The sequence below is a fragment of the Achromobacter sp. 10T422 genome, assembly GCF_056394065.1.
Genome location: NZ_JBFTHD010000001.1, coordinates 727,445 through 743,147, shown reverse-complemented (window position 1 = coordinate 743,147; position 15,703 = coordinate 727,445). Strand labels below are relative to the sequence as shown.

General features: G+C 63.4%; 17 protein-coding genes. 16 read left to right on the top strand and 1 reads right to left on the bottom strand.

The features are described from left to right. The first annotated feature begins 179 nt into the window (after positions 1-179). The 9 genes from iscR (at position 180) to AC1DB0_RS03075 (ending at position 6,733) form a co-directional block, all read left to right on the top strand. The gene (iscR, locus tag AC1DB0_RS03115; RefSeq protein WP_175169279.1) at positions 180-725 is read left to right on the top strand and encodes a Fe-S cluster assembly transcriptional regulator IscR; all 546 of its coding nucleotides are present in this window, start codon (positions 180-182) and stop codon (positions 723-725) included. 21 nt (positions 726-746) lie between these two features. Then, a complete protein-coding gene (locus AC1DB0_RS03110; protein ID WP_054425147.1) occupies positions 747-1,958 on the top strand; it encodes an IscS subfamily cysteine desulfurase in 1,212 nt (403 codons plus the stop codon). Between the two features lie 33 nt (positions 1,959-1,991). Beyond that, complete coding sequence (gene iscU, locus AC1DB0_RS03105; RefSeq protein ID WP_006225297.1) at positions 1,992-2,396, top strand: Fe-S cluster assembly scaffold IscU; 405 nt, start codon at positions 1,992-1,994, stop codon at positions 2,394-2,396. 2 nt (positions 2,397-2,398) lie between these two features. Next, positions 2,399-2,722 carry an iron-sulfur cluster assembly protein IscA gene (gene iscA, locus AC1DB0_RS03100; RefSeq protein WP_006225296.1) on the top strand — a complete coding sequence of 108 codons (324 nt, stop codon included), beginning with the start codon at positions 2,399-2,401 and terminating at the stop codon, positions 2,720-2,722. A gap of 3 nt (positions 2,723-2,725) precedes the next feature. After that, positions 2,726-3,238, top strand: coding sequence for a Fe-S protein assembly co-chaperone HscB (gene hscB, locus AC1DB0_RS03095; protein ID WP_054425149.1), 513 nt, complete (start codon positions 2,726-2,728; stop codon positions 3,236-3,238). Between the two features lie 73 nt (positions 3,239-3,311). Next, on the top strand, positions 3,312-5,174 hold the full coding sequence (gene hscA, locus AC1DB0_RS03090) for a Fe-S protein assembly chaperone HscA (protein ID WP_346550435.1): 1,863 nt from the start codon (positions 3,312-3,314) through the stop codon (positions 5,172-5,174). Positions 5,175-5,183: 9 nt separating this feature from the next. Beyond that, a complete protein-coding gene (fdx, locus tag AC1DB0_RS03085) occupies positions 5,184-5,525 on the top strand; it encodes an ISC system 2Fe-2S type ferredoxin (protein ID WP_006225293.1) in 342 nt (113 codons plus the stop codon). Beyond that, on the top strand, positions 5,525-5,719 hold the full coding sequence (gene iscX, locus AC1DB0_RS03080) for a Fe-S cluster assembly protein IscX (RefSeq protein ID WP_054425153.1): 195 nt from the start codon (positions 5,525-5,527) through the stop codon (positions 5,717-5,719). Before fdx ends, iscX begins: the two co-directional genes overlap by 1 nt. A gap of 123 nt (positions 5,720-5,842) precedes the next feature. Continuing rightward, positions 5,843-6,733: a methylglyoxal synthase gene (locus tag AC1DB0_RS03075; RefSeq protein ID WP_342065884.1), complete on the top strand. Its 891-nt coding sequence runs from the start codon at positions 5,843-5,845 to the stop codon at positions 6,731-6,733. A gap of 64 nt (positions 6,734-6,797) precedes the next feature. On the opposite strand, the gene AC1DB0_RS03070 is transcribed toward AC1DB0_RS03075, so the two are convergent. After that, a complete protein-coding gene (locus AC1DB0_RS03070) occupies positions 6,798-7,601 on the bottom strand; it encodes an enoyl-CoA hydratase/isomerase family protein (RefSeq protein ID WP_447982026.1) in 804 nt (267 codons plus the stop codon). A 267-nt stretch (positions 7,602-7,868) separates the two neighbouring features. Here AC1DB0_RS03070 and AC1DB0_RS03065 point away from each other — a divergent pair, with 267 nt between their 5' ends. Genes AC1DB0_RS03065 through AC1DB0_RS03035 form a run of 7 tightly spaced genes read left to right on the top strand, consistent with a single transcriptional unit; the run spans position 7,869 to position 15,699 of the window. Beyond that, positions 7,869-8,693: an ABC transporter ATP-binding protein gene (locus AC1DB0_RS03065; RefSeq protein ID WP_054425161.1), complete on the top strand. Its 825-nt coding sequence runs from the start codon at positions 7,869-7,871 to the stop codon at positions 8,691-8,693. Beyond that, on the top strand, positions 8,693-9,571 hold the full coding sequence (locus tag AC1DB0_RS03060) for a branched-chain amino acid ABC transporter permease (RefSeq protein ID WP_054425163.1): 879 nt from the start codon (positions 8,693-8,695) through the stop codon (positions 9,569-9,571). The genes AC1DB0_RS03065 and AC1DB0_RS03060 overlap by 1 nt, the downstream gene beginning before the upstream one ends. Before the next feature lie 3 nt (positions 9,572-9,574). Then, positions 9,575-10,612, top strand: a complete 1,038-nt coding sequence (locus AC1DB0_RS03055; protein ID WP_427948588.1) for a branched-chain amino acid ABC transporter permease — start codon at positions 9,575-9,577, stop codon at positions 10,610-10,612. 48 nt (positions 10,613-10,660) lie between these two features. Then, on the top strand, positions 10,661-11,842 hold the full coding sequence (locus AC1DB0_RS03050) for an ABC transporter substrate-binding protein (protein WP_346550433.1): 1,182 nt from the start codon (positions 10,661-10,663) through the stop codon (positions 11,840-11,842). Positions 11,843-11,900: 58 nt separating this feature from the next. Beyond that, positions 11,901-12,695: an ABC transporter ATP-binding protein gene (locus tag AC1DB0_RS03045; RefSeq protein ID WP_054425593.1), complete on the top strand. Its 795-nt coding sequence runs from the start codon at positions 11,901-11,903 to the stop codon at positions 12,693-12,695. Then, positions 12,692-14,548, top strand: a complete 1,857-nt coding sequence (locus tag AC1DB0_RS03040) for an AMP-dependent synthetase/ligase (protein ID WP_476756594.1) — start codon at positions 12,692-12,694, stop codon at positions 14,546-14,548. Before AC1DB0_RS03045 ends, AC1DB0_RS03040 begins: the two co-directional genes overlap by 4 nt. Next, positions 14,545-15,699, top strand: a complete 1,155-nt coding sequence (locus AC1DB0_RS03035) for a thiolase family protein (RefSeq protein WP_476756595.1) — start codon at positions 14,545-14,547, stop codon at positions 15,697-15,699. Before AC1DB0_RS03040 ends, AC1DB0_RS03035 begins: the two co-directional genes overlap by 4 nt. The last annotated feature ends 4 nt before the right edge of the window (positions 15,700-15,703 follow it).

The window sequence follows — 15,703 nt, the reverse complement described above, 5'->3', positions numbered from 1 at the left end:
AGCCGCCTGTAGTGCGGCTCTCGGCGTACTGGGGCAGTGAAAAAACCGCGCAACTGCGCGGTTTTTTCTAGCCGGGAGCCATACCAAATTAGTCGGGAATAGGCTATACTTGACCCAATTACTCGGGTATTGACCGCTGGATTCGCTGGCGGCCATTGCCGAATCACAGGGAACCCACCATGCGGCTAACTACCAAAGGGCGTTTCGCCGTGACTGCCATGATCGATCTGGCTATGCGGCAGCATAGCGGCCCGGTCACTCTTGCGGCCATCAGCCAGCGTCAGAATATTTCGCTTTCCTATCTGGAACAGCTGTTCGGAAAACTGCGTCGCCACGAACTCGTGGATAGCGTGCGTGGTCCGGGCGGCGGTTACTCGCTTGCGCGTCTTGCGCGCAACGTTACCGTTGCCGACATCATCTTTGCGGTTGATGAACCTTTGGACGCCACCAGCTGTGGCGGCAAACGGGACTGTACGAGCGGCAATGACGGCAAGCCGGGCAAGTGCATGACGCACGAGCTCTGGGCCACATTGAATCGCAAGATGGTCGATTACCTGGATTCGGTGTCCCTGCAAGATCTCGTTGATCAGCAGCGCGTGCGCCAATTGCAGGAAGCCAGCAATCAAGCGCAGGCCTGCGCGGTACGTGTGAATCGGGTGGGTGGGGCGAACGCCGCCGCCGCCAATGCCCCGACCACGACCGTTGCCGCCAATGCCACCGTATAAGCAGTATCAGGAGTTGTAGATATGACCACCCGCCCGATTTATTTTGACTATTCGGCCACGACACCCGTCGACCCCCGCGTCGTGGACAAGATGGTGCCCTGGCTGTACGAGAATTTCGGCAATCCGGCATCGCGCAGCCACTCGTTTGGCTGGGAATCCGAAGAAGCCGTTGAGCGCGCCCGCGAAGAAGTCGCCAAGCTGGTCAATGCTGACCCGCGTGAAATTGTCTGGACTTCCGGCGCAACGGAATCCAACAACCTGGCCATCAAGGGTGCCGCGAACTTCTACGCCGAGCGCGGCAAGCACATCATCACAGTGAAGACCGAGCACAAGGCGGTGTTGGACACCTGTCGCGAGCTCGAGCGCCAAGGCTTCGAAGTCACGTATCTGAATGTGAAAGATGATGGCCTGATTGATCTGGACGTCTTCAAGGCTGCGCTGCGCCCTGACACCGTGCTGGTGTCGGTGATGATGGTCAACAACGAGATCGGCGTTGTCCAGGACATCGAGACCTTGGGCGAGATCTGCCGCGAGAAAGGGATCATCTTCCACGTGGACGCCGCTCAGGCGACCGGCAAGGTGGAAATCGATCTGCAAAAGCTGAAGGTCGACCTGATGTCGTTCTCGGCGCACAAGACTTACGGCCCCAAGGGTATCGGCGCGTTGTACGTGCGCCGCAAGCCGCGCATCCGCATCGAAGCGCAAATGCACGGCGGTGGCCATGAGCGTGGTTTCCGTTCTGGCACGCTGGCCACCCATCAGATCGTCGGCATGGGCGAAGCTTTCCGCCTGGCCCGCGAAGAAATGGGCACCGAGAACGAACGCATCCGCATGTTGCGTGATCGTCTTTGGAATGGCCTGTCGCAGATCGAAGAGGTCTATCTGAATGGCGACATGGACCAGCGCGTGCCGCATAACCTGAACGTCAGCTTCAACTATGTCGAAGGCGAGTCCCTGATCATGGCGATCAAGGAACTAGCCGTCTCCAGCGGTTCGGCCTGCACCTCGGCCAGCCTGGAACCTTCCTATGTGCTGCGCGCACTGGGCCGCAACGACGAGCTGGCGCACAGCTCGATCCGCTTCACCCTGGGCCGTTTCACGACCGAAAAGGAAGTGGATTACGCGATCGAACTTCTCAAGAGCCGTGTTGGCAAGCTGCGCGATATGTCGCCGCTGTGGGAAATGGCCAAGGAAGGCATCGACCTGAACACCGTGCAGTGGGCCGCGCACTAAGCGCCCGCGCCAAGAAATACGTGGAGAACTAATATGTCTTACAGCACTAAAGTCCTGGATCACTACGAAAACCCGCGCAACGTCGGTTCGTTTGACAAGTCGGACGAGTCGGTTGGTACCGGCATGGTCGGCGCGCCCGCCTGTGGCGACGTGATGAAGCTGCAGATCAAGGTGAACGAAGCTGGCGTGATCGAAGACGCGCGCTTCAAGACCTATGGCTGCGGTTCGGCCATTGCGTCCAGCTCGCTCGTGACCGAATGGGTCAAGGGCAAGACGCTGGACCAAGCCATGAACATCCGCAACACGCAGATTGCTGAAGAGTTGGCTCTGCCGCCGGTGAAGGTTCACTGTTCCATCCTGGCCGAAGACGCGATCAAGGCCGCGGTGCAGAACTACAAAGAAAAGCACTCGGTTCCGGCCGAAGCGGTGGCAGGCTGATCATGTCCGTTACCCTGACCCAACAGGCTGCCACCCATATCGGCCGCTACTTGCAAAAGCGCGGAAAGGGTATCGGCTTGCGGCTCGGCGTTAGGACGACGGGCTGCTCCGGCATGGCCTACAAGTTGGAATACGTGGACGACTCGGCGCCGGAAGACGCCGTGTTCGAGAGCTTTGGCGTAAAGGTCTTCATCGACCCCAAGAGCCTGGCTTACCTGGATGGCACCGAGCTGGATTACGCCCGCGAAGGCCTGAACGAAGGTTTCAAGTTCCGCAACCCCAACGAGAAGGCGACCTGCGGCTGCGGCGAGTCGTTCACGGTGTAAGTCTTGGCTGGAGACGACCACTTCAGCCTGTTCGGCTTACCGGCACGCTTCGACCTGGACGCGCAAGCGTTGGAATCGTCGTGGCGCGCTGTCGCCGCGCAAGTGCATCCCGACCGTTTTGCCACGGCCAGCCCCGCGGAACGCCGCGTCGCCATGCAATGGGCGGCGCGTGCGAACGAGGCTTACCGTGTGCTGCGCGACCCGTTGCTGCGGGCGCGTTACCTGTGCGAGCAGGCAGGCGTTGATTTGCAGACCGAAAGCAACACGTCCATGGACACCGCTTTCCTGATGCAGCAAATGACCTGGCGCGAGATGCTGGACGATGCGCGAGACGACGCTGCCGCGTTGGCCGCCCTGCAATCGGAGTTGGAAGAGGCGCGCGTTGCGATGCGCGCCACGCTGACCCGGCTGCTGGATACCGAACGCGACTACGCGACTGCCGGGCTCAAGGTGCGGGAATGGATGTTCGTGGAAAAGCTGGCTGAAGAGCTGGCGCACGCCCAGCCCGCTGGATAGCCCTACGCTGCGTTGGGGCGCCCCGGAGACGGGCGCCAGGACTTCGCCGCCTACTGACCAGAAAAATAGAATCATGGCCTTATTGCAGATATCCGAGCCCGGTGAATCGCCCGCGCCGCACCAGCGCAAGCTGGCGGTCGGGATCGATCTGGGCACTACCAATTCTCTCGTCGCGGCGGTGCGCAGCAGCGTGGCCGAAGTGTTGCCTGACGCGCAGGGCTATGCCTTGCTGCCGTCGGCGGTGCGTTATTTCCCCGGCGGGAAAGTCACCACGGGCCGCGAGCCTCTGGCTCAGCAAGCCGAAGACCCCTTGAATACCGTTGTGTCCGTGAAGCGATTCATGGGCCGTTCGTTGGAAGAGGCGCGCGCCACGCGTGCCCCCTACGAATTCGTGGATGCGCCCGGCATGGTGCGTATCCGCACGGCGCAGGGTGATCTGAGCCCGGTCGAGGTGTCCGCGCAGATTCTAGCGGTGCTGCGCCAGCGCGCTGAAGACGTGCTGGGCGACGACCTGGTGGGCGCGGTGATCACCGTGCCGGCATACTTTGACGATGCTCAGCGGCAAGCGACGCGCGATGCGGCGCGTTTGGCCGGCCTGAACGTACTGCGCCTGCTGAACGAGCCCACGGCTGCGGCTATTGCCTACGGTTTGGATCACGCGTCCGAAGGTGTGTACGCCGTGTACGACTTGGGCGGCGGCACGTTCGACATTTCGATTTTGCGTCTGACGCAGGGCGTGTTCGAAGTGATCTCCACCGGCGGCGACACCGCGCTGGGTGGTGATGACTTTGATGCGCTGATCGCTGATCACGCCGTGGCCAAGCTGGCGGCGGGCGAGTTCTCGCCGGCGGATCGCCGCGGGTTGCTGATGGCCGCTCGCACCGCGCGTGAAGCTTTGTCGGACGCCGAGACTGCCACGTTGAAGCTGGCTTTGTCTGACGGCCGAGATGTGAATCTGACCCTGACGCGCGCTGAATTTGAAACGCTGGCGCAGCCGCTGATCGAGCGCACGCTGGATTGCGCACGCCGCGCGTTGCGCGATGCGACGTTGAAACCCGCCGATGTGCGTGGCGTCGTGATGGTGGGCGGCGCAACGCGCATGCCCGTTGTGCGCGCCGCGGTTGGCAAGGTGTTTGGCACCGAGCCATTGACCGATCTGGACCCGGATCAAGTCGTGGCGCTGGGGGCGGCCTTGCAGGCCAATCTGCTGGCGGGTAACCGCGCGCCGGGCGAAGACTGGCTGCTGCTGGACGTGATTCCGCTGTCACTGGGGCTCGAAACCATGGGCGGCCTGGTTGAGCGGGTGATTCCGCGCAACAGCACGATTCCGGTGGCGCGTGCCCAAGAGTTCACGACGTTCAAGGATGGCCAAACGGCCATGAGCATCCACGTGGTGCAGGGCGAGCGTGATCTTGTGGCGGACTCGCGTTCGCTCGCACGTTTTGAATTGCGTGGCATCCCCCCGATGGTGGCGGGCGCCGCGCGCATTCGCGTGACCTTCCAGGTGGATGCGGATGGCCTGCTGAGCGTCACCGCGCGCGAGCAGAGCACTGGCGTGGAAGCTGCGGTGTCAGTCAAACCGTCGTACGGCCTGACCGACGACGAGATCGCGCAGATGCTGGCCGACAGCGTGGCGCAGGCCGATACCGATGCCCGCGCACGCATGTTGCGCGAGCAGCAGGTGGACGCGCGCCAACTGGTCGAATCCGTTCAGGCCGCCCTGGCGGTTGACGGCGACTTGCTGGAAGCCGACGAGCGCAAGCAGGTGGACGAATGCCTGCAAGCCGCCATCGACGCACAAAATGCGCAGGACGTGGACACGGTGAAAGACGCCGTGCAGGCCTTGTCGGCCGCGACCGATGACTTCGCCGCGCGGCGGATGGATCGCAGCATCCGCGCCGCATTGGCGGGCCGCAAACTTGATGAGATCGCCTGATTAGAAGTTATGCCGAAACTGACTGTATTGCCTCATCCCGATTACTGCCCCGAAGGCGCCGTGATCGAAGACGCGCCCAAGGGCGTGTCGATCTGCCGCGTTCTGCTGGATAACCACATCGACATCGAACACGCGTGCGAGTTGTCGTGCGCGTGCACGACCTGTCACGTGGTGATCAAGCAAGGCTATTCCGCGCTGGAAGACGCGACGGACGACGAAGAAGATTTGCTGGACAAGGCCTGGGGCCTGACGCCGACGTCGCGCTTGTCGTGCCAGGCGCTGGTGACCGATACCGACCTGACGGTCGAGATTCCCAAGTACACCATCAACCACGCGAAAGAGGGCCATTGATGAAGTGGACCGATACCTACGAGATTGCGGCCGCGCTGGTCGACACGCACCCTGACGTGGACCCGAAGACGCTGCGTTTCACGCAGCTGCGCGAATGGGTCATGGCCTTGCCGGATTTCAGCGATGACCCCGCCCACTGTGGCGAGAAGATCCTGGAAGCCATTCAGATGGCCTGGATCGACGAAGCGGACTGACCCGCTGGCAAAAACGCTCCCTACGGGGAGCGTTTTGTTTTGGCGCCTGCGATGCCGCGGCCTTCATGGCCACGGTATTATCAGGGGTCCGATTGTTGTGTTCCTATTTGCCTGAGTCTACCGATGCCCGCTGCCCAATTGCGTTTTGGCCTGGCCGCCAATCGACTGCACCACGAAACTCCCGATGCCGCGCTGTTCACCTGGTTGCGGGCCTGTTCGTCCACCATTCGCGAGATGGGTGTGCAGCTGCACACCGTTGGCCGCACGCACGACGCCATCGTGCGCGAAGGCATGCTGCAAGGCTATAGCGGCCTGGTGCGCTACCCGTATGGGCGCGAAGGCGGCTTGATGAAGCTGGTGGCGCGCGTCACCGAAGGCCGCGATGGGCAGGCGCCGTTTGATGGCGCCATCTATCTGATTGATCCGGTGGACCCGTCGTCGATTTTCCCCGAAGCGTTGGCGCTGAAGCGTCAGTGCATCACGCATGGCCGGCCGTTTATCTCGACGCTGGCGGGCGCCATCGAATGGATGGAAGTCGAACGTGTGCATGCCGGGCTCGCGCCCGATGCGTCGGCATCGCGCCTCTTTAATTTTGCGGGCCAGACGCTGGCGATGATCGCCCACGATGCGCTCAAAGACGAGATGGTGGCGTTCGCCAGCGAGCACTTTGATGTGCTGTCGCAGTTTGCGCGGCGTGTCGCCACCGGCACCACCGGCGGGCGCCTGAACGAGCTGGCGTGGTCGCGCGGCTGGCCGAAGGATACGCCGTGGGTGCATCGTTACCTGAGCGGGCCGCTGGGCGGCGACGCGCAGATTGCCGAGCTGGTGCTGGAGCATCAATGCCAGCGCGTGATCTTCTTTGAAGACCCGCATGTGGCGCGTCAGCATGAAGCGGATATCCAGCTGCTGGAACGCGCCGTGCGCGTGGTGACGGAGTCGGCCACGTGCGCAACGTCGCCGACGGTGGCGCGGCGCTGGGCGCAAGCCGTGGAAAAGCGCGCCGGGCTGATCTGATCTGGCTATTACCCGGGTGAGAGGTGATCGATGATGATCGGCCTTCATCGGCCGTTCCGATTCCTTATTCACCCTTGAACGCCGGCGCCCGTTTTTCCCGGAACGCTTGCACGCCTTCCGCGAAGTCGGCGCGCCGCGCGGAATCCAGAAAGCGCGCGGTCTCGTCCGCCAGCTGGGTTTCCAATGTGGCGTGCGCAGCCGAGCGCAGCAGGTCCTTCGCGCCGGCGATGCCATGCGGCGCGTGGCGGGCAAGGTCCACCGCATATTGTTCTGCCGCAACGCTGAGTTCTCCCGCAGGCGCCACGCGCGTGATGATGCCCCAGGCCTGCGCGTCGCTGGCGGTGAAGGCGTCGTGGCGCAGCAGCAAGTCCAGCGCGCGCTTGGGACCCAGTACGCGTGCCAGCCCGTGCGTCATGCCGGCGTCCGGCGTGGCGCCAAGTTTGAGATAGGCGGTCATGAAGCGCGTGCCCGCATCGGCGATGGCCAGGTCGCACGCCAGCACCAGCGACAACCCCGCGCCCGCCGCCACACCATGCACTTCGGCCAGCCAGACCTTGTTCATGCGGCCGATGCGCGAGATGAAATCATTCAGCGGCGTGAACAAGTCCAAGAGCGTGTTGCGCACGTCATCCGGCGCGCCCGTGAACATGCTGATGTCGCCGCCCGCGCAGAAGGCTTTGCCCGACGCGCGCAAACGCACCACGCGAATTTCCTTGCGGGTTTCCAGCCATTGGGCGGCGCGTTGCAGGTCGCGCGCCATGGCGACATCAATGGCGTTGAGCGTGTCGGCGCGGTTCAGCGTGACGGTCGCAAGAGTGCCTTCGGCCTCCAGCAGCACCGTCTGAAACGTGGGAAGTCCTTGGGTCATGGCGTGTCTCCGTTATCGGGTAAGTACCAACTGTCGATCCAAAAACCGCGATGCTATGGTCTGAACCGAGCGCTTGCTTGGTTTTGTTTTGAGCACGCTTAGCGTAACGCATCGCAGTACCGCATGAACGATTTTCCGGCGCTGAACAGGCAAAGGTAAAGACAGGTTCGTTGCATCTCCTGGCTCGCGGGTCGCCTGATTCATCGTCTTAAAAAATGTCCGCCCAAGGCGGCAAAAAAACTTCGCGATCATTCAGCGAGGAGACAAATGGTGGATCAGTCCGAGCAACCTCCCTTGCTGGAGGTGGATGGGGTTACCTTGGCGTTTGGCGGGGTCAAAGCGCTGACGGGCGTGGGCTTTCGCGTGGCGCCGGGTTCCATCACCACGGTCATCGGCCCCAATGGCGCCGGCAAGACCTCGCTGTTCAACACCATTTCCGGGTTCTATAAACCCGCCGCCGGGCAGATCCGCTTTGAAGGGCGCGACATTACGCGTGTCGCGGCGCCTGCACGCGCCAAGCTGGGCTTGGCGCGCAGCTTTCAGAACATTGCGCTGTTTCGCGGCATGACGGTGCTGGACAACATCAAGCTGGGCCGCCACGCGCATCTGCGCACCAATGTGCTGGACGCCTTGTTCTACCTGGGCCGCGCGCGCCGCGAAGAGATGGCGCTGCGGGCCGACATCGAAGAACGCATCATCGATTTTCTTGAAATCGACCACATCCGCCACGCACCCGTCGCGGCCTTGTCGTATGGGCTGCAAAAGCGCGTGGAACTGGCGCGCGCGCTGGCCATGAACCCCAAAGTGCTGATGCTGGACGAGCCGGTAGCCGGCATGAATCGCGAAGAAACCGACGACATGGCGCGCTTCATCCTGGACGCGCGTTCTGAGTGGGGCGTGACGGTGCTGATGGTGGAGCACGACATGGGCATGGTGATGGACCTGTCGGACCACGTGGTCGTGCTGAACTTTGGGCAGGTCATTGCCGATGGCACGCCCAGCCAGGTCCAAGCGAACCCGGAAGTCATCAAGGCATATCTGGGAGCGGGTGATGTGGGCGACCTGCGCCGCCGCTTGCGGGAGGCTGCCTGATGGACATGCTGTTCTTTCTGGAAGTCACGCTGGCCGGCTTGGGCAGCGGCGGCTTGTATGCGCTGGCGGCGCTGGCGTTCGTGATCGTCTACAAGGCGACGCGCGTGGTGAACATCGCCATCGGCGAATTCCTGATGCTGGGCGCCTATGTGTTCTATGCCTTTGCCACCGGCATGGAATGGCCGATCTGGCTGGCGATCGTGGGCGCCGTGGTGGTGTCAGGCGCCTTGGGCGCGCTGGTCGAGCGGTTGACGATACGGCCCATGTTGGGCGAAGCGCCGATTTCGGTATTCATGGTGACGGTGGGGCTGGCGTCCATTCTGGTGGGCGTGGTGGAACTGATCTGGACTGCCGACCAACGCCGCTTGCCCGAGTTCATGCCGCGCTCACCCGTGATGGTGGGCGAAGCCTTTGTGGCGCCCAAGGTGTTCTACGGATTCTGGGTGGCGGTGGTGCTGGCCTTGCTGGTGCTGGTGGTGTTTCGCTACTGGCGCGGCGGCGTGGCCTTGCGCGCGACGGCGTCTGACCAAGGCGCGGCGTATGCGATGGGCATCAACGTGCCGCGCGTGTTCTCGTTGGCCTGGGTGGCGGCGGGTGCGTTGGCGGCGGTGTCGGGCGTGATCGTGGGTGCGATTGGCGGCATCTCGTCATCGATGGGCGTGTTTGGCTTGTCGGTGCTGGTGGTCGTGATCGTGGGCGGGCTGGATAGCGTGGCGGGCGCCTTGGTGGGCGGCGTGTTCATCGGCTTGCTGGAGGCGTGGGCGGGGGCGTACCTGGGCGGCGAGTTCAAGCTGCTGGCCACGTTCATCGTATTGGTAGTGGTGCTGATGGTCAGGCCCTACGGCCTGTTCGGCACCCGTGAAATCGAGAGGCTCTGACCCATGCGCATCGCCACTGCAAAGCAGACGTACCTGGCCGACGAAGCGCTATTCGATACGCGCACGCAGCATGTGTGGCTGGCGTTGCTGGCGGCGTCCCTCGTGCTGTTCCCGTTCGTGGCCGACGCGTACTGGCTGTACCTGGCCTGCCTGGTGGCGATCAACATCGCCAGCGCGACCGGGCTGAATATTCTGACGGGCTACACCGGGCTGGTCAGCCTGGGGCAGGCGGCCTTCATGGGCTTGGGCGCATACACCGTGGCCGTGATGGAGCTGCGCCTGGGGACACCGGTGCTGGTCAATCTGCTGGGCGGCGGCGTGGTGGCGATGCTGGGCGGGCTGCTGGTCGGCATTCCCTCGCTGCGGGTGAAGGGGCTGTACCTGGCCATTGCCACGATTGCCGCCTCGTTCATCGCGCATTTCATTTTCGCCAACTGGCAATTCACGGGCGGCACGAGCGGCTTGCAAGTGCCGCCAGCACGGCTGTTGGGGGTGGACCTGGACACCTCGTTCAAGATCTATTGGCTGATTGTGCCTGTGACGGTGCTGATGGTGCTGGGCGCAGCCAACCTGTTCCGCACGCGCATCGGGCGCGCCTTTATCGCCATCCGTGACCGCGATATCTCGGCCGAAGTGCTGGGCATCCGGCTGCTGCACTACAAGCTGCTGTCGTTTGGCTTGTCGTCGTTTTACGCGGGGGTGGCGGGCGGCCTGTGGGCGTATTTCTTTCGCGTCGTCACGCCCGAGAGCTTTCCGCTGATCATGTCGATCTTCTTTCTGGCCGCGATCATCGTAGGCGGCATGGGGTCGATATTGGGCTCCATCCTGGGCGCCATCTTCATGACGATGGTGCCGGAATTGTTGAAGCTGATCGTGGGCTGGCTGCCGGTGGGCGGCGATGCGCTGCGGCTGGTGTCGCCCGTGCGCACCATTGTTTTCGGCCTGCTGATTGTGGGCTTTCTGATCTTCGAGCCGCATGGGCTCGCGGAAATCTGGCGGCGAGTGCGCCGCTTCTTCCACCTGTGGCCTTTCCGGACCTGAGCGCTGACTGGCCGACTGCAATACCCATAAGACCCAAGGAGACACATCATGAAGCGCATCCGGATAGGCAGCGGTTTATCGAAGTTGTTGGCCCCATTGGGCCTGGCGGCGGCATTGGCGGCGGCGCCCGCGGCGCAGGCCGCGGACGACCTGGTGCTGGGCGGGTCAATTCCGCTAAGCGGCGTGTTCGCCTTCGCGGGCCAGGGCATTCACGCGGGCATCACCGACTACGTGAAGATCATCAACGACCAGGGCGGCATCAAGGGCCGCAAGCTGCGCTACGTGCCTGAGGACACGGCCTACAAGGTGGATGCGTCGGTAGCCGCGTTCAAGAAGATCACCAGCCAGAACAAGGTGAATTTCTACTACGGGGACTCGACCGGTTTTTCGAAGACCATCAACGCCGAACTGAACCGCACGGGCGACATCCTGATGACGGGCGCATCGTTCGCGACTGAGCTGAACGACCCGGCCAAGTATCCCGCGCAGTTCATGCTGGGGCCGGACTACACCGAGATGTTCGGCATTCTGCTGCGCTACATCGCCAAGGAACAGCCGGGCGCGAAAGTCGCGTTCGTGTATTCCGATACCGAGTTCGGCCGCGACCCCATCGCGAGTTCGCGCGCGGTGGCTGAAAAGCTCGGGCTGAAAGTCGCCACCGAGATCATGACGCCGCCGGGCAGCGTTGATGTATCCACTGAAGTCATCAAGCTGCGCCGCGCTGACCCTGACTTCACGATCTTCCACGGCTATGTGCTGGCGCCCATTCCCGAATTCGTGGGGCAGGGCAAGCGCATGGGTCTCAAGACGCGCTACATGGGCACGTTCTGGACCATGGACAACTCCACGGTGATGCAGATGGGTGAAGACGCCGAAGGCTTCATGGGCGTGATGCCGTACCGCTACTACTACGACACCGAAGGCGACGCGCCGATGCTGAAGAAGATTCGCGAAATGCGTCCGCAGTATCAAAGCACGGGCTATATGCAGGGCTTCCTGGCGGCGATGCTGTTTTCAGAGGTGGCCAAGCGTACGCTGGACGCCGGCAAGGAACTGACCAGCGCCAACATGAAGGCCGCGTTGGACGGCATCAAGGACTTTGACACGGGCGGGCTGATCGGCGTGCCGATCACAATCAAGGGCAATTCCATTCCGGTGGGCCGGATCTATCGCGCTGACGTGAAGCAAAAGCAGATGGTGCCGGCGTCCGATTGGATCGTGTTGAAGTGAGGCCACTGTGAACCTGGGACATGACGCGCAACAGACGACGACGGCGCCGCTCGCAGCGGTGCTGGACATCAACAATATCGAAGTCGTCTACAACAAGGCGGTGCAGGTGTTGCGCGGCCTGTCCCTGTCGGTGCCTGCCGGCAGCATCGTGGCGCTGTTGGGCAGCAACGGCGCAGGCAAATCCACAACCTTGAAGGCCGTGTCCGGCTTGTTGGACCTGGAAGACGGGGCGCTCGTGCGCGGGCACATCGTCTACAACGGCGGCGACACGGCGGGCGCCAAGCCGCAAAACCTGGTGCGCGCGGGGCTGGCGCATGTGATGGAAGGGCGGCGCGTGTTCGAAGACCTGACCGTGGAAGAGAACCTGGTGGCGGCCACCTACGCGCTGACGGGCAGGCCGGGGGCACGCGTGGACTTCGATCTGGTCTACGGGTATTTCCCGCGCCTGTTCGAGCGGCGGCGCGGGCTGGCCGGGTATTTGTCCGGGGGCGAACAGCAGATGCTTGCCATTGGCCGGGCGCTKATTGCGCAGCCTCGGCTGATGCTGTTGGATGAACCGTCGCTGGGTTTGTCGCCGATGCTGGTGGAGAGCATTTTTTCCATCATCGCGCGCATCAACGCCGAGCAGGGCGTGTCGATGTTGCTGGTTGAACAGAACGCCTCGGTGGCGCTGGCCGTGGCGCATTACGGCTACATCATGGAAACGGGCAAGGTGGTGATCGACGGGTCTGCCGACAAGCTCGCCGCCGACCCGGACGTGCGCGAGTTCTATCTGGGTGTGGGCGGCACGGGCGAGGCGCGCGGCTTTCGCGACATCAAGCACTACAAGCGCCGCAAGCGCTGGCTGTCATGAAGGATAAGACCATGATTGCCCCCATCGACCTTGCCGTCTGGCCCGAGCTGACCTTGCCGCAGATGCTGCGCGAGCAGGCGCGGCGGCAGCCCGCCGGCATTGCCATCCGGCAAAAGGATTTTGGCATCTGGAAGCCGCTGACCTGGGCGGGATATTGGCAGCGTGCCTGCCGCGTGGGGATGGGGCTGCGCGCCTTGGGCCTGAGCCCCGGCGGCCGCGTGGCCATCGTGTCCGAGAACCGCGTGGAATGGCTGCTGACGCAGCTGGGGGCGGGCACCGTGGGCGGCGTGGCGGTGGGCGTGTATTCCACCAGCCCCGCCGAAGAAATGGGCTATGTGCTGGAGCATGCGGACGTCGAGCTCGTCGTATGCGAAGACCAGGAGCAAACCGACAAGGTGCTGCAAGTGGCCAGCCGCCTGCCGCGCTTGCGCCGCATCGTGATGATGGAAACCAAGGGGCTGCGGTCGTATGCGCCGGCCGAGCGCGAACGCATCGTGACCTTTGCCGAGATCGAAGCCGATGGCGCGGCGCGCGAGGCCGCCGAGCTTGCTGCGCTGAACACCGCGCTGGATGCGCAGGGCCTGGATGAAACCGGGCTGATGATCTATACGTCGGGTTCCACCGGCAAGCCCAAGGGCGCGATGCTGAGCTTTCGCAATATGCGCGGCGTGGCCCCGGGCATCGCGGACCGGTTGTCGATGGATGCGCACAGCGTGCATCTGTCTTACCTGCCGCTGTGCCACGTGGCCGAGCAGATGCTGTCGACCTTTGTGCCGTTGTATCTGGGGTCGCAGGTGAATTTTGGGGAGTCGATCCGCACCGTGCAGGAAGACCTGCGTGAAGTGGCGCCCACGATCTTCCTGGGCGTGCCGCGCATTTGGGAAAAGCTGCACGCGTCGATCTCGATCAAGATGCAGGAAGCGGGCCGGCTACAGCAATGGCTGTACCGGCAGGCGCTGGTGCGCTGCGCGCCGTTTCTGGAAAAGTCGCCCGCGCAGTACAACGTGGGTGAACGGCTGACGCATGCGCTGTGGTACTGGCTGGTGCTGCGCGCTTTGCAGAACTTCATCGGCTTGCGGCGCGCGCGTGTGGCAATGACGGGCGCGGCACCCATTCCGCCCGACGTGGTGCGGTACTTTCGCAATCTGGGGGTGCCGCTGCTAGAGGTGTATGGGCTGACGGAGTCCGCGGGCATGATCTTTGGCCAGCACCCTGACCGTGTGAAGGTGGGCACGGTGGGCGAGCCAATTCTGGGTGTCGACTGGAAAATGGGCGACGCGGGCGAACTGCTGGTGCGTGGCGACATGGTTTTCCAGGGCTATTACAAAAATGCCGACGCCACGGCCGATACCGTGCGCGATGGCTGGTTGCATACGGGTGACGTGGTGGCTGAATTGGATGGCCGCGTGCGCATCGTGGACCGCCTGAAAGACATCATGATCACGGCGGGCGGGAAGAATCTGACGCCTTCTGAAATCGAGAACGCGGTCAAGGGCAGCCCCTATGTGAAGGAATGCATCGTGATTGCGGATGGGCGCAAGTTCGTGTCCGCCCTGATCCAGCTGGAGTTCGATACGGTGGGCAAGTGGGCGGAGTCGCGCCGCATTGCGTTCACGCATTTCCGGTCGCTGGCCGAATCGGCGCAGGTGCGCGAGCTGGTGCAGCAGGAAGTGTCGCGCGCCAATGCCGGGCTGGCCCCGGTGGCGCAGATCAAGCGCTTTCACCTGCTGACCAAAGAACTGGATCATGACGACGGCGAGGTGACGGCGACGATGAAGGTGCGCCGCGCCAGCATCTATCGCACGTATGCGAAAGAAATCGAAACGCTCTACGTTGAGGAGACGATGGCATGAATGAAGCCGTGATCGTGGAAGCGGTGCGCACGCCATTCGGCCGCCGCGGCGGATGGTGGGCCGATACCCGGCCCGATACGTTGTTGGCGCAGACCGTGAACGGTTTGCTGGCGCGTGCGGGCTTGCCGGCTGACCGCGTTGAAGATCTGATTGCGGGCTGCGTCAGCCAGGCGGGCGAGCAGGGCGCCAACATCGGGCGGTTGGCCGCCATGCTGTCCGGCTTGCCGGAAAGCGTGCCGGGCGTGTCGTTGAACCGCATGTGCGGCTCCAGCCAACAGGCGGTGCACTTCGGCGCGCAGGCCATCGCGGCGGGCGATATGCGCTACGTGGTGGCGGGCGGTGTCGAGAGCATGAGCCGCGTGCCGATGTTCCTGGACGTGACACTAGGGCAGGGCGAGTTCAAGGGATTTGAATCGCTGAACCCGGCGCTGCTGGAACGCTATCCGTTGATCCATCAGATTGAAAGCGCGGAACGCATCGCCGACCACTGGCAGCTGTCGCAAGCCGCGATGGACGAGTGGGCGCGCGAAAGCCATGCGCGCGCTTGGGCCGCCGCGCGTGCCGGGTGGCATGCGGAATTGCTGCCGGGTCCGCAAGAGGCCGCGCACCGCGACGAAGGCATCCGCGAGAAAACGGACCCCGCGCGCATGGCCGCCATGGCGCCCGCCATGCGGCCAGTGGGGCAGGGCGGCGTCACCGCAGCGAATGCCAGCCAGTTGGCGGATGGCGCTGCGGCGGTGTTGCTGGCCGACCGCGATTGCGCGCTTGCTGATGGGCTGCGTCCGCGTGCGCGATTCCTGGCGCGCGTGGTGGTTGGGTCTGACCCGGTGATGCAGCTGACGGGCGTGATTCCCGCCACGCGGCTGGCGTTGGCGCGCGCGGGACTCAGCCTGGAAGACATCGATTGGATCGAAATCAACGAAGCCTTCGCCAGCGTTGTGCTGGCGTGGCAGCGCGAGCTGGACGCCAAGCCGTCGCGCGTGAATCCCTGGGGCGGCGCGATTGCGCATGGGCACCCGCTGGGCGCGACGGGCGCGGGGCTGATGGCCAAGATGCTGACAGGGCTTGAAGCAACGGAAGGCGAGATCGGCATGCAGCTGATGTGCATCGGCCATGGCATGGCCACCGCGACGATTATCCAGAGGCTGTGACGCG

What these genes read in the sequence shown, in the direction of transcription:
- hscA (WP_346550435.1), top strand. Translation starts at nt 3,312, where the DNA reads ATGGCCTTATTGCAGATATCCGAGCCCGGTGAATCGCCCGCGCCGCAC.
- iscR (WP_175169279.1), top strand. Translation starts at nt 180, where the DNA reads ATGCGGCTAACTACCAAAGGGCGTTTCGCCGTGACTGCCATGATCGAT.
- iscX (WP_054425153.1), top strand. Translation starts at nt 5,525, where the DNA reads ATGAAGTGGACCGATACCTACGAGATTGCGGCCGCGCTGGTCGACACG.
- AC1DB0_RS03070 (WP_447982026.1), bottom strand. Translation starts at nt 7,601, where the DNA reads ATGACCCAAGGACTTCCCACGTTTCAGACGGTGCTGCTGGAGGCCGAA.
- fdx (WP_006225293.1), top strand. Translation starts at nt 5,184, where the DNA reads ATGCCGAAACTGACTGTATTGCCTCATCCCGATTACTGCCCCGAAGGC.
- AC1DB0_RS03035 (WP_476756595.1), top strand. Translation starts at nt 14,545, where the DNA reads ATGAATGAAGCCGTGATCGTGGAAGCGGTGCGCACGCCATTCGGCCGC.
- AC1DB0_RS03055 (WP_427948588.1), top strand. Translation starts at nt 9,575, where the DNA reads ATGCGCATCGCCACTGCAAAGCAGACGTACCTGGCCGACGAAGCGCTA.
- AC1DB0_RS03050 (WP_346550433.1), top strand. Translation starts at nt 10,661, where the DNA reads ATGAAGCGCATCCGGATAGGCAGCGGTTTATCGAAGTTGTTGGCCCCA.
- iscA (WP_006225296.1), top strand. Translation starts at nt 2,399, where the DNA reads ATGTCCGTTACCCTGACCCAACAGGCTGCCACCCATATCGGCCGCTAC.
- AC1DB0_RS03065 (WP_054425161.1), top strand. Translation starts at nt 7,869, where the DNA reads ATGGTGGATCAGTCCGAGCAACCTCCCTTGCTGGAGGTGGATGGGGTT.
- AC1DB0_RS03040 (WP_476756594.1), top strand. Translation starts at nt 12,692, where the DNA reads ATGAAGGATAAGACCATGATTGCCCCCATCGACCTTGCCGTCTGGCCC.
- AC1DB0_RS03110 (WP_054425147.1), top strand. Translation starts at nt 747, where the DNA reads ATGACCACCCGCCCGATTTATTTTGACTATTCGGCCACGACACCCGTC.
- AC1DB0_RS03075 (WP_342065884.1), top strand. Translation starts at nt 5,843, where the DNA reads ATGCCCGCTGCCCAATTGCGTTTTGGCCTGGCCGCCAATCGACTGCAC.
- AC1DB0_RS03060 (WP_054425163.1), top strand. Translation starts at nt 8,693, where the DNA reads ATGGACATGCTGTTCTTTCTGGAAGTCACGCTGGCCGGCTTGGGCAGC.
- iscU (WP_006225297.1), top strand. Translation starts at nt 1,992, where the DNA reads ATGTCTTACAGCACTAAAGTCCTGGATCACTACGAAAACCCGCGCAAC.